Origin of the sequence: Desemzia sp. C1 (assembly GCF_020882875.1) — a bacterium.
Taxonomy (GTDB): domain Bacteria; phylum Bacillota; class Bacilli; order Lactobacillales; family Carnobacteriaceae; genus Desemzia; species Desemzia incerta.
Genome location: NZ_JAJIZP010000003.1, coordinates 2,226,989 through 2,240,143, shown reverse-complemented (window position 1 = coordinate 2,240,143; position 13,155 = coordinate 2,226,989). Strand labels below are relative to the sequence as shown.

General features: G+C 37.9%; 12 protein-coding genes and 1 other RNA gene. 9 read left to right on the top strand and 4 right to left on the bottom strand.

Translation table 11 applies throughout. From position 1 onward, the window contains the following. The first annotated feature begins 24 nt into the window (after positions 1-24). The gene (locus LMF32_RS11270; RefSeq protein ID WP_230524809.1) at positions 25-741 is read left to right on the top strand and encodes a DnaD domain-containing protein; all 717 of its coding nucleotides are present in this window, start codon (positions 25-27) and stop codon (positions 739-741) included. A gap of 1 nt (position 742) precedes the next feature. Continuing rightward, positions 743-1,390, top strand: a complete 648-nt coding sequence (gene nth, locus LMF32_RS11265) for an endonuclease III (protein ID WP_278046318.1) — start codon at positions 743-745, stop codon at positions 1,388-1,390. Positions 1,391-1,441: 51 nt separating this feature from the next. Here nth and LMF32_RS11260 read toward each other — a convergent pair whose 3' ends face one another. After that, complete coding sequence (locus tag LMF32_RS11260; RefSeq protein ID WP_230524807.1) at positions 1,442-4,048, bottom strand: PBP1A family penicillin-binding protein; 2,607 nt, start codon at positions 4,046-4,048, stop codon at positions 1,442-1,444. Positions 4,049-4,122: 74 nt separating this feature from the next. Beyond that, positions 4,123-4,740 carry a Holliday junction resolvase RecU gene (gene recU / locus LMF32_RS11255; protein ID WP_230524806.1) on the bottom strand — a complete coding sequence of 206 codons (618 nt, stop codon included), beginning with the start codon at positions 4,738-4,740 and terminating at the stop codon, positions 4,123-4,125. A 68-nt stretch (positions 4,741-4,808) separates the two neighbouring features. Here recU and LMF32_RS11250 point away from each other — a divergent pair, with 68 nt between their 5' ends. The 4 genes from LMF32_RS11250 to LMF32_RS11235 all read left to right on the top strand — a co-directional run bounded on the left by LMF32_RS11250 (position 4,809) and on the right by LMF32_RS11235 (position 7,499). Further along, a complete protein-coding gene (locus tag LMF32_RS11250) occupies positions 4,809-5,351 on the top strand; it encodes a DUF1273 domain-containing protein (RefSeq protein WP_230524805.1) in 543 nt (180 codons plus the stop codon). A 138-nt stretch (positions 5,352-5,489) separates the two neighbouring features. Then, the gene (gpsB, locus tag LMF32_RS11245) at positions 5,490-5,828 is read left to right on the top strand and encodes a cell division regulator GpsB (RefSeq protein ID WP_092480091.1); all 339 of its coding nucleotides are present in this window, start codon (positions 5,490-5,492) and stop codon (positions 5,826-5,828) included. Between the two features lie 32 nt (positions 5,829-5,860). Beyond that, positions 5,861-6,235, top strand: an RNA gene (gene rnpB / locus LMF32_RS11240) — RNase P RNA component class B. A 106-nt stretch (positions 6,236-6,341) separates the two neighbouring features. Continuing rightward, positions 6,342-7,499: a class I SAM-dependent RNA methyltransferase gene (locus LMF32_RS11235; protein ID WP_230524804.1), complete on the top strand. Its 1,158-nt coding sequence runs from the start codon at positions 6,342-6,344 to the stop codon at positions 7,497-7,499. A 330-nt stretch (positions 7,500-7,829) separates the two neighbouring features. Here LMF32_RS11235 and LMF32_RS11230 read toward each other — a convergent pair whose 3' ends face one another. Continuing rightward, on the bottom strand, positions 7,830-8,240 hold the full coding sequence (locus tag LMF32_RS11230) for a ribonuclease HI family protein (protein WP_188204183.1): 411 nt from the start codon (positions 8,238-8,240) through the stop codon (positions 7,830-7,832). Between the two features lie 106 nt (positions 8,241-8,346). Here LMF32_RS11230 and LMF32_RS11225 point away from each other — a divergent pair, with 106 nt between their 5' ends. Continuing rightward, entirely contained in the window at positions 8,347-8,784 is a 438-nt protein-coding gene (locus LMF32_RS11225) for an EbsA family protein (protein ID WP_143084237.1), read from the top strand. A gap of 138 nt (positions 8,785-8,922) precedes the next feature. Here LMF32_RS11225 and LMF32_RS11220 read toward each other — a convergent pair whose 3' ends face one another. Beyond that, on the bottom strand, positions 8,923-9,126 hold the full coding sequence (locus tag LMF32_RS11220; RefSeq protein WP_092480087.1) for a cold-shock protein: 204 nt from the start codon (positions 9,124-9,126) through the stop codon (positions 8,923-8,925). 233 nt (positions 9,127-9,359) lie between these two features. On the opposite strand from LMF32_RS11220, the gene LMF32_RS11215 reads away from it, so the two are divergent. Together LMF32_RS11215 and LMF32_RS11210 are read left to right on the top strand one after the other, a co-directional pair. Then, a complete protein-coding gene (locus tag LMF32_RS11215) occupies positions 9,360-11,030 on the top strand; it encodes a formate--tetrahydrofolate ligase (protein ID WP_230524803.1) in 1,671 nt (556 codons plus the stop codon). A 191-nt stretch (positions 11,031-11,221) separates the two neighbouring features. Then, a complete protein-coding gene (locus tag LMF32_RS11210; RefSeq protein ID WP_230524802.1) occupies positions 11,222-13,114 on the top strand; it encodes an ABC-F family ATP-binding cassette domain-containing protein in 1,893 nt (630 codons plus the stop codon). The last annotated feature ends 41 nt before the right edge of the window (positions 13,115-13,155 follow it).

Below are 13,155 nucleotides of genomic sequence, written 5' to 3'. Positions count from 1 at the left end.
AAGATTAAGAAGGGAATGGTATGAATGAATCTTTCGCCGCTGCAAAAATGGCTCAAATATGGTGATACAACCATTTCTAATTTGTTATTAGCTCATTACCGTCAGTTAGGTTTAAGTCATGAACAGCTGATATTGATCATACAGTTGAAATCGCTAATGGATAGCGGAAGCGATTTTCCGGATATTGAAATTATTGCAGGAAGAATGCAAATGCCAACAGCTAAAGTGTTTAATGCCATACACGATTTGATTCAGCAAAAATATTTAAGTATTCAAACGAGTATCGATAAAGACGGAAAAACAAACGATAGCTACCAGTTGGACTTGTTATGGGAACGCCTAGCGACATTGTTAGATCAAGAAGACCGTTCTGTAAAAATAAAAACGGAGCAATTCTCTGAAAAAGAGTTGTTTAACCGATTTGAATCTGAATTTGGTCGGCCGTTGTCTCCGATGGAAATGCAGACGATCGGAATGTGGCTGGATGATGATAAATACGCTATTGAATTGATTGAGATGGCTTTGAGAGAAGCTGTACTGAGTCAAGTATATAATTTGAAATATGTAGACCGGATATTATTGAATTGGGAAAAGAAAAATATTAAGACCAAAGCTCAAGTGGTACAAGAATCTAAACGAAGACGTCAGCAACAAGCTTCTGCACCAGCTGCCCCGATTCAAAACGATACAAGTTCTAAACCAAAAGTGCCCTTATACAATTGGTTGGAAAATCAAGATTAAACTGAAGGAGTGGTTTCTTGTTGTCAAAAAGAAAACTGTCCAAATTATTGAAGCAATGGGAGAGATTTTTCCTGAAGCAGAATGCGAATTGATTCATCAGAATGCTTTTGAATTATTGATCGCCGTTATGTTGAGTGCCCAAACAACAGATGTCTCGGTCAATCGTATCACGCCTCAATTGTTTGCTGCATTTCCTACTCCAGAAGCTTTTGAACACGCGACAGTAGAAGAGATCCAAGAGCACATCAAATCAATCGGCTTATACCGAAACAAAGCCAAATATATAAAAGGATGCTGCCACAAGTTAGTGACTGAGTTCAATGGACAAGTTCCTGAAACGTTAGAAGAACTTCAGTCGTTGCCTGGCGTTGGAAGAAAATCTGCTAATGTTGTTCTCAGTGTAGCTTTTGGAGTGCCGGCAATAGCGGTAGATACTCATGTTGAACGAGTAACGAAACGATTGGGAATCGTTCCTCAAAAAGCTAATGTAAGAGAAGTAGAAGAGGTTTTGATGAAGAAATTGCCGCCAGAATTATGGAGTAAAGCTCATCACCGACTGATCTTTTTTGGCAGATATCAATGCTCTGCGCGCAAACACGATCACGAAAAGTGCTTGGCTTTACTGGAAAGCCATATGACAGAAATCTAAAAGAGCACAAAAAAAGAATGGGAATTTTCATCCCATTCTTTTTTTGTGCTCTTATTCGTCTTCGTCTTCGTCATCTTCAGTTTCTGAAGCAGAACTGCTGCTTGATTGAGCTTCTGATGCTGATGATTCAGAAGAACTCGAACTGCTTTCTTGTGACTGACTTGAGGAACTTTGCGAGCTTTCAGATTCAAAAGAACTAGATTCTTCTGACGAGCTTTCGCTTTCATCGCCATCTGATTCTTCATCACTGCTTTCTTCGTCTTCCCCTGAAGGAGGAACGGTTACGCTGGCAGAAGCTCCTGGACTAGTTTTACCACGTGCTTTAACTTTCAAGGTGATGTTCATGGTTCCTTCTGGCGGATCTTGTACAACATAACCTAAGTCACCAGTTGTAGCAGTTTGATCACCTATTTTCAGTTCATAAGTGACATCTCCGTCTCCCTCTAGAGAGTAGGCATCCCAATTGATAATGACTTCATCTGCTTCTGCATCATAAGAGGCAGTTAAACCAGTCGGAGCAGTCAAATCTTTATCAAAAGTAGTTGAAACTTTTGTCGGTTCAGTGCCTCGAACAAACAATTCCGTTACTTTTTCAGAACTTGGAGTGCCAGGGCCTGGTAATGCAGCTGGATTTGATCCTTTTTCTACAGCTACCTCAACTACAGAATTAGGTTTGGACCAATCTCTATTTTCAACAGATTCAGCAAGATAAGCCATCACTTCGCGATAAACCAATCTAGGAATTTCACGAGTACCATCATCAAATGATAACCAATGACCTTCTTGAGTCCGATTAACGTAACCTGTCCAGACAGCTACGGAGTAATTCGTTGTATAACCAACGAAAGTAGAATCAGGAACAGCTCCATCTGGAATATTGTTTTGTGCTATTTCATCAGCAGTATAATTAGACGTTCCTGTTTTACCGGCTTGGATCAATCCAGGAATATTAACTGTTTGAGAAGTGAACTCTACATTGACAACATCTTTTAACATATCTGTGACCATATAAGCTGTATAATCGCTCATAGCTTTATTAGTAGAAGGCGTCAGATCGATTTCTTCTCCATCAGCTGTAACGATTTTTGAAACAGTATACGGCTCAGTGTACTCTCCACCATTAGCAAATGCAGCATAAGATCCTGCAAGTTCAATTGGCGTTAATTCACCACTAATCGAATCAGATTCGTTGATTCCTTCACCGTTGGCTTTTCCACGATAGTTTCCAAGACCAATGTTTTCCATAAATTGTTGCGTGTTTTGTTTACCTACATCTTTGAAAATTTTGTATGTCGGAACATTACGAGAATCCACTAGAGCACGACGCATGCTGATTTGTCCCTCGTAATCTCTGTCCCAGTTGTTGATTTTTTGACCAGAGCTGTAATTTGTCGGTTCATCAACTACTTGATGATACGTTGAGTATTTCAAATATTCGATGGCTGGACCATATGTCGTCAAAGGTTTGATAGTAGAACCGATTTGTTTAGGGTCACTAGCATGGTTAAAGCTTAATTGACCTTCGGCTTTACGAGAACCGCCGATTGCTTTCAATTGACCAGTCTTAGGATCTACGACTGTTACAGCTGTCTGCATCTCGTCATTAGGGAAAATATTGTATTCATCAGAATTTAAAACCTCATATACTTGTTTTTGTGCATCCATATCAATGTTTGTATAAATTTTCAGACCAGCTGTCTGAGGATCTAAACCGGTTTTTTCTTTTACTTCATCTATTATCGTTTTTAAGTAACTGTCAATTACCATAGAATCAGCTGAATTGTCATTGTTTTCCACTAATCCTTCTGTAATAGGGATCTCGCGTGCAGTTTTCATTTCATCTTCAGAAATTTTTTCGTTTTCGAACATCATGTATAGAACGGTATCGCGTCTTTTTTTAGCTCTTTCTGGGTCATTGTGAGGGTTGTATGCATTTGGCGCTTGAGACATTCCTGCCAATAAAGCTGCTTCATGTAATTCCAACTCAGAGATAGGTTTGCCGAAGTAATATTCACTGGCTGTTCCCATTCCATATTGATTATCTGACATATATACTTTATTGATATACAATGTTAAAATTTGTTCTTTAGAAAATTCTTGTTCTAGTTTTAGTGCCAACCAGGCTTCTTGAGCTTTCCGTTTTATTGTTTGGTCTTCTTTTTTAGTAGAAAAAACGGATAACTTGATCAATTGTTGCGTGATCGTGCTTCCGCCTTCAGAACCAAAACCATCTGTGACGTTAGCTAACACGGCCCCACCAATACGAATAGGGTCTACACCAATATGTTTGTAGAAACGTTGATCTTCAATAGAGAGAACAGCGTCTACTAAGACTTGAGGAATTTCTCCCGCTTCAACGTAATCTCTTTCTTCTCCGCCTAAATTATAAAATTCCTTTCCATCTTGATCATACAATACAGTGGATTGCCCATCCATGAGATCATCCATCGAGATCTCAGGAGCACTGGAGGCGTAATAAGCGAATAGACTTGCACCGCTTAATACAGCTAAAACGATAAGAGCTGCTAATCCAAGTAGAATCTTTTTGAACAACGATTTATTGGATTTCTTCTTCTTTGGAACTTTTTTTCGAGTACCATTTTTCTTCTTTTGATTCTTTTTCTGAGAAACACGAGACATTTCATTATTTTCTGGCATATCTTAATTCTCCTTAACTAATTTCCACATAAACTATGTGCTTTGACATTTAAATCTGATTTCCTATATCTTCATTACATACGGAATTTCTCTATGATTTGATCTACCACATCTAAATAAGGAATGCGTGGCGAAAAACCATAATACATCTCATAAGCCTTTTTTTCAAGCTCAGTTAGCGGAATAGATTTCCTGCCATGAGCTTGTTTATCCCAAAAATCCAATAAGTGACAAGCTTCCAAGAGAAACAAACGGTTTAATGACGAAAACTTTAAAATGACAAAACAAATACCCTCATGACGCAAACACTGACGCATATGAGTAATTTGATGCTGATGAAAATTCTTTAAAGGAAAAGACTGTTTGTTTTTGGTTTCTTTTGCTTCAAAGTCTAAATAAAATCCTTTATAAACTCCATTGTAGTCAGTAGTAGAAGCTTGCTTAAAATAAGCTTCTTTAATAACTGCAGCACTTCGTTTAGGATAATCGACGTTAACAATTTGAATAGGTGTGGGTTTTTTATGGATCACAGCCCGTTCTTGTATTAGATAGGTTATATTGCTATCATTGATATCATCCTCTAACGACATTCCTCGGTTGCTGAAGACGTTTTTTTTGCGCTGTCTATTTTGTTGGGTTTTAGCAACAACAGGCTTTGTATATTGCTTGCCATTTGGATAATTAACTACCATTTGCATCACTTCCTAATGTGCATTATACCAAATATAATACTTGAAAGAAAAGGAGATTCAGTGACTTTATGACAAACTTATATATCAGCGGCTATCGAACCTATGAATTAGGAGTATTTACTGGTAAAGATCCTAAAATCGACGTAATTAAAAAAGCTTTAAAAAATGAAATCAGTCAATTTATCGAAAGTGGAGTCGACTGGATTCTGACGAGCGGCCAATTAGGAGTAGAACAATGGGCTGTCGAAGTGGTCGACGAATTAAAGGAAGACTATCCTGAAGTTAAACAAGCCATTGTGTTTCCTTTTCTCGAATTCGGTTCAAATTGGAAAGAAGAAAGCAAAACAAAATTGATGGAGCTTCAACAAATGGCTGACTATACAGAGTCAACTTCTCATCAACCTTATAAAGATCCATCACAGTTAAAAAATCATCAACAGTTTATGTTAGACCATACGGACGCCGCTTTATTTGTTTATGATCCTGAACATGAAGGGAAAACGTCGTTTGTCTATCAAGCGATCCAAAAGAAACAAGAAAAGACCCCTTATGAATGCCGCTTAATTGATTTCGATCAGTTGCAAAATACAATTGAATTCGGGATGGAATAAACCGGCATAAAATGAAAAAAAGGATAAAATATTAAAAGTTCAGTTTGCTGTTTTTTTTTGACGTTATCTTTGTTATAATAGGAATGTATAAGAGAGTTTCTATTAAGATATAAAAGTTGAGACGAATGAGGTGTAATTATGGCAGATAGAACTTTAACGACTAAAGACATCCTTCAAAAAGAATTTAAAACAGGGATGCGCGGATATAACCCAGCAGAAGTAGATGAGTATTTGGATGAAGTCATTCGTGATTATGAATCCTACAATAAAGAAATCAGTCAGTTAAAAGCTGAAAATGAACGTCTACATAGCAAGGTAGATGAATTAACAAAACAAGTTTCGTTGCAAAAACCAAGTCAATCTGGTCAATCAGCGAATACAGTTACTAATTTTGACATTTTGAAGCGACTTTCTAATCTAGAAAGACATGTATTCGGTTCTAAATTAGATGCGGATCACTCAAATGATTTTGAATAATCTTTAGATAATGTGTTACACTAATATTTGTAAATTTCGGGCAATCGCGGTCTAGCTTGACTAGGCTGAGGAAAGTCCATGCTCGCACAAACTGAGATGTTTGTAGTGTTCGTGCTTAGCGAAATCATAAGCTAAGGCCTCCAACTTATGTTGGAGTGACGGCAGAAAAAAAGGCTAAGGCGGAAACGCTATGCCTGAGTATTCTTGAAAGTGCCACAGTGACGAAGCAATATTGGAAACAATATTGGTGGAACGGGTAAACCCCTCGAGCGAGCAACCCAAACTTTGGTAGGGGCACTCTTTCTATGGAAATGAACAGATGAAAGAGGCAATTTTTTGCAGACAGATGATTGCCTCCGGATAATTTGAGCCTGAAGATTATCCGAGACAGAACATGGCTTACAGAAATTTACAAATCAGGGAAACCCTCCTTTTTTAAGGAGGGTTTTGTACATATTTTTTGCTTTTTTATCAATAGGCATTAGTATAGTAGAAAAGAATGGAGTACTCTATATGAATTCAAAAAAATTTAAATTGGTTGCTACTGCAGCTAGCGGTATTGAAGCTTTAGTAGGAAAAGAATTGCGTCAACTCGGCTACGAATGCGAAGTTGAAAACGGAAAAGTTTATTTTGAAGGCGGTTTGGAAGACATCGCCCGCACGAATCTTTGGTTGCGTACAGCGGACCGTATCAAAATCGTTATAGCTGAATTTGAGGCTTTTACGTTTGATGAATTATTTGAAAAAACAAAAGCAGTGGCATGGGAAGACCTTATTCCAATGGATGGAGAATTTCCTGTAGCTGGTAAATCAATCAAATCTAAATTGTACAGTGTGTCAGATTGTCAATCAATCGTAAAAAAAGCCATCGTAAACCGATTAAGCGATGTTTACCATCGTACAACTCGTTTGCCTGAAAGCGGAGCATTGTTTCCTTTGGAAGTAGCTTTGCTGAAAGACAAAGTAACCATCACTTTAGATACGACAGGTTCAAGTCTATTCAAACGGGGCTACCGTACTGAAAAAGGTGGAGCACCGTTGAAAGAAAATATGGCTGCCGCTTTAGTGATGTTAACTACATGGAGAAAAGACAAACCCTTTTTAGATCCTATGTGCGGTTCAGGTACAATTGCTATTGAAGCTGCGTTGATGGGTCACAATATGGCACCTGGTTTCAATCGTTCTTTTGTTTGTGAAGAGTGGGACTGGTTTGATAAAGAAGTTTGGGATAGCGCACGTGAACAAGCTGAAAAAGAAGCAGATTATGATGTAGAATTGGACATCCAAGCATCAGATATCGATGGCAAATTGATTGAGATCGCTAAGCGCAATGCTGCTGAAGCAGGAGTATTAGACAGCATCACGTTCAAACAAATGCAAGTGGCTGACTTTACGACAGAAAAAGAGTATGGAGTCATGGTAGCTAATCCGCCTTACGGACAACGTTTGGGAGAAGAAGAAGAAGTGCGCCAACTCTATCGTGAAATGGGGAAAGTTTTCCGCCCATTAGATACTTGGAGCAAATACATTTTAACAAGTGATTTGACCTTTGAGAAAGAATACGGAGAAAAAGCGACTAAAAAACGTAAATTGTATAATGGAGCTTTACGTACGGACTTGTTCCAATATTGGGGAAAACGTCCACCTCGTGTGAAAAAAGAAAACGAATAAAGAGTAAAAAAATCCGCAGGGAACTTCTCGCCTGCGGTTTTTTTTATTGCTATCCGTTTGTGACTAATAAGCATTAATGATTGCTTTCATTATGGCGTTTCCAGCAGTTAGTTTCTTGATACAACTAGTGAGGAAACGAAAATTACAGAGCAGAAAAATCTAGTTTCTGTATACAACCAACCAACCAACCAACCAACCAACCAACCAACGAAAGACTTATCTGACAAAGGTTAATTTTTTCTAAAGATATTGTATAAACAAGGCTGGAATATAAATTTCCGTATACCATTCAATGAGACAATGGTACAATAGTGAAATGATTCATCATCTTTAAGAATCTGAAAGGTTTATTTTTCGCAATGCTTGTCGAGCTAAATTATCAGCTCCTTTGTTTTGAGCGTCTGGGATCCAGTGAATCAAATAGACTTCAAAATGTTTCAATAGAGAGAGTAAATCTTTTAGATAAGGTTTAAAACTTTCGTTTTTGACGTATTTTTTCTCAACGGCTGATACCACTATCTTGCTGTCAGAGAATATTTGTAATAATTCACTTTCCATGTTATGTTCAATAACATAAGACAGCCCTTTAATTAAAGCGATAAATTCAGCTTCGTGATTGCTATAAATACCTTTAAGAGGGACCGCGACTTGTTCGTGCTGATTCTCGCCAACTATGACGAACCCTATTCCGCTAGGACCAGGATTTCCTTTAGTAGCTGCATCAGTATAAAGTTTCAACATGTATATAGACTCCTTTAGCGAATGAGTTAATTTCTTTTTTAATAATGATGACATAGATAGAAATCTTTATGTATTGTTTTACATAGGATGAATGTGAGGGAATTGTGTGAAGCGCAATAAAATGTTTAAAGTGATCCTTTCTTTTGAACCTGCTTATCAGATCATTTATTGGTCTGTTTGTTGGCTGACTTTTTTTATAGCTGTTATAGCAGCTTTGGAATACACTACTTTTAATTGGATCAGTGTATTATTTGGAATTCTTGCGGTTGGGTTGATCGTTTTGGCTAGAGCTCTTCAGCTAAGTATCGAAAATCAGCAATTTATTTTTGCTTACTTTAGAAAGAAAAAAATCATCTCTGCAGAATCGATCACTAAAATCATGTTCTCCAGTACTAGAGGCTTGATTTTGTTTAATAATGATGATGTTGAACCATATCGGTTTTATTTGAATCAAAAAAACAAACAACGATTTTTATCCTATGTAAAAGTTTCTTATCCGGGAATACTGTTAGAAGAGCAGCAAGAAATTTTTTCAGAATATTGAGTAAGATAGTAGTAGGATAAAAAAGTGGAAAATAAGAAAAAAGAGCGGGGATTAAGCCCACTCTTTTTTTCTTGCACTAAACTCGTTTTATCTGTTATTTCTCATATGTCTCTGCTGTCTTTTAGTGGACTGCAGATATTATTCAACGACTCTAACACTGGTGGCTTGAGAGCCGCGGCTTCCTTCAGCGATTGTAAAAGTTACTTTTTGTCCATCTGAAAGAGATTTATACCCCTCTGCTTCAATACCTGTAAAATGTACGAATATGTCTTCTGAATCATTGTATTCTATGAAGCCATAGCCTTTGTCATTATTGAACCATTTCACAACACCATTTTCCATGATAGGGTTCCTCCTAAGTAGGGGATATTTTGAATGCGATGGTATTACAAGCCAAAATGCAGGGCTTTAAATCATTATATGGATAAACAAATAATCCGTCAACGAAAAAATGATTCAATTTGGTTGAGATTCTTTGATCAAAATGTTTAAGAGAAGTTTTGTTCGTTTAAATAATACGGTATACTAGAAAAGAAGGAATAAAGAGATCCAATATAGGAAGGATGAACGCTTGTATGTTATCAGATATCCAAATTGCACAGCAATCAAAGAAAAAGAAAATCAAAGAGATTGCTCAAACGATCCAATTAACAGAAGAAGATTTAGAACTGTACGGAGACGATAAAGCTAAAATAAAGTTGGAGACGATCCAACAGTTGAAAGATAAGCCAAATGGAAAATTGGTGTTAGTCACGTCTATCAACCCGACTCCTGCCGGGGAAGGAAAATCGACTATATCTGTCGGTTTAGCAGATGCTTTATCAAGAGTTGGAGAATCTACTATTCTTGCTTTAAGAGAGCCTTCTCTGGGTCCTACGATGGGAATTAAAGGTGGAGCAGCTGGAGGCGGGTATGCGCAAGTCATTCCTATGGAAGATATTAATTTGCATTTTACAGGAGATCTTCATGCATTGACGTCAGCTAACAATGCATTGTCTGCTTTTATCGATAATCATATTTATCAAGGAAACGAATGCAACATCAATCCAACGACTGTTTCTTGGAAAAGAGCGGTGGATTTGAATGACCGTGCGTTACGCCAAGTGGTCGTTGGTTTAGGCGGAAGAATAAACGGCGTACCTAGGGAAGATGGATTTGATATCACAGTCGCCAGCGAGTTGATGGCCATTCTTTGTTTGACTACTGGGTTGAATGATCTAAAAGAGCGTTTAAAACGGATCGTAGTAGCCGAAACATATGATAAAAAACCTGTTACTGTAGCAGATTTACAAGTTGAAGGGGCTCTAGCTTTATTATTAAAAGATGCAATCAAGCCGAATCTTGTTCAAACATTGGAACATACTCCTGCTTTAGTTCACGGTGGTCCATTTGCAAATATTGCTCATGGCTGCAACAGTGTTTTAGCCACAAGCACAGCGATGAAGTTAGCGGATTACACGGTAACCGAAGCTGGATTTGGTGCAGACTTAGGCGCAGAAAAATTCTTAGACATCAAAGTCCCTAATTTGGAAAAATCTCCTGATGTGGTGGTTATCGTAGCGACGATTCGCGCCTTAAAAATGCATGGTGGGGTTTTGAAAGACCAATTAGAAGAAGAAAATGTAGAAGCTATTCGTAAAGGATTCAGCAATCTAGAAAAACACATTGAAAATATCCAACGGTATGAATTGCCAGTTGTCGTCGCTATCAATGAATTCAGTAAAGACACTCCTTCTGAAATCAACGGATTAGCTGAATTACTGGAACAAAAGAATATCCCTTACGCAAATGCTTCTGTTTGGGCAAAAGGCTCAGAAGGCGGAGTTGAATTAGCTCAAAAAGTTATTGAAATCTCCAATCAAAAACGTGAAGCCTTTGTGCCTCTATATGATGACTCTAGTGCATTAGCAGAGAAAGTGCAGCGAGTTGTCACAGATATTTACGGAGGAAAAGAAGTTTCTTTTACTAAAAAAGCTGCGGCCCAAATGAAATTATTTGAACGCAGAGGGTGGGGGCACTTGCCAGTCTGTATGGCGAAAACCCAGTATTCCCTTTCAGATGACCCGAAAAAACTAGGTCGTCCTGAAGATTTTTCGATTACAGTTAGAGAATTCATCCCTAAATTAGGTGCTGGATTTATTGTGGCATTGACCGGGGATGTATTGACGATGCCTGGTCTGCCGAAAAAACCGGCAGCCTTAAATATGGACATTAAAGAAAATGGAGAGATTACCGGACTCTTTTAATAAACAATAAAAATAGAACCCGCCTTGGCACTGAAAAACGGTCAAGACGGGTTCTGTTTTAGCAGATTATTCTAAAGTAACTTTAAAGGGTTTCAATTTGATATAAGAATGTTAAAATAAGAAAGACCATTTTAACCTGATAATTAAAATATCATCCAAATATATATAAATGAAAGAGTTGAGATCGGATTATGAAAGAATTGAAAGTAGAAAATTTGACTCGTACGTATGGAGAAAAAGTACTTTTGAATGAAGTGAATTTTTCCATTATGGAAGGCGATCGTATTGGATTGATCGGTGTCAACGGTTCTGGAAAGACCAGTTTATTGAACACACTGACAGGTAGAGACAAAGCTGAAAAAGGGTCTATTCAAAAACCAAAAGACTATCGGATCGGTTATTTGATGCAAGATCCCGAATTAGACGGAGATAAATCGGTTTTTGATGCTGTTTTCCAAGGAGAAACTCCCATCTTAAAAGCTGTCCGTGAATACGAAAAAGCTTTAGAACAGCTGAACAAAGATCCAATGAACGAAACTTACCAACACCAATTCTCTAAAGCTGAGCAAGTCATGACTCAAGAAGATGCTTGGATCGCTGATACCAACGCAAAAATTATTTTGACTCAACTAGGTGTTACTCAATTGAACCAGCTGGTTTCTACTCTTTCTGGTGGGCAGCGTAAAAGAGTTGGGTTAGCTCAAGTGTTGATTCAAGCACCAGATCTATTGATTCTAGATGAGCCGACCAACCATTTGGACTTCGAGACAATCAGTTGGTTAGAGAACTACCTTAGTCAATACAAAGGCGCTTTGCTGTTAGTTACCCATGATCGTTATTTCTTAGACCGAGTGGTCAATCGTATCATCGAGTTGTCACATGGAGATCTGCATTTCTATAAAGGAAATTATATGCAATATGTAGAAGAACGCGCGATTCGCCAAGAAGCAGCTGTCCAAGCTGAGCACAAACGGAATCAGTTGTATAAAAAAGAATTGGCATGGATGCGTACAGGGGCTAAAGCGAGAACGACGAAACAACAAGCTCGTATTGATCGTTTTCAAGACTTGGAAGACAACTTAAATCAAGTGAAGTTAGATGGACAAGTAGAGGTCAACTTAGAAGGATCTCGTTTAGGAAAACGAGTTTATGAGCTGAAAGATGCCAACCTGACCATTGAACATAAAACAATCTTAAAAGACTTTAACTTGCTGGTTCAAAGTAATGACCGTATTGGAATCATGGGGAAAAATGGAACCGGAAAATCATCGTTGTTGAACATTTTGGCAGGAAGAAGAGAAATAGATTCTGGAGTGTACACTGTCGGTGAAACTGTCAGAATGGCTTACTTCACTCAAGAAATCGAAGATATGGATCCGACTAAACGGGTAATCGCTTATTTGCAGGAAGTGGGAGAAGAAGTTTCGACCAGTGCTGGAGAACGGATCAGTGTGACCAATTTATTAGAGCAATTTCTGTTCGAACGATACACTCACGGAACCCAAATCGGAAAACTATCAGGCGGAGAAAAGAAACGTCTGTACCTATTGAAATTGTTGATGCAGCAACCAAATGTCTTATTGTTGGATGAGCCAACTAATGATTTGGATATTGCAACATTAACCGTTTTGGAAGATTACATTGAAACTTTCCCAGGCGCTGTGATTGCTGTTTCGCATGACCGTTATTTCTTAGATAAGATCGGCGACAAAATGCTGATTTTTGAGGGTGAAGGAAATATCCATATTCATTACGGCAGCTCGACTTCTTATTTAGAAAAAGAACAATCTGCTGATCAGTCAACTAAATCGACTAAGACAAAAGCTCCACCAAAAGAAACGGAAGAAGCGAAACCGAAAGAAAAAGTGAAATTAACTTATATGGAGCAAAAAGAATGGGATACCATTGAAAATGACATTGCAGAACTAGAAGAAACAATAGACTCTATTCAAGAAGAAATGAATCAAACCGCAAATGACTTTGCTCTCTTGCAAGAATTACAAGCGAAGTTGACCGTTAAGGAAACAGAGTTGGAAAATAAAATGGAACGGTGGGAATATTTAGCTTCCTTTACCGAATTATAAGGCAAACGGGATTTTTTAGGCTGAAAATGTGGAGGGATATT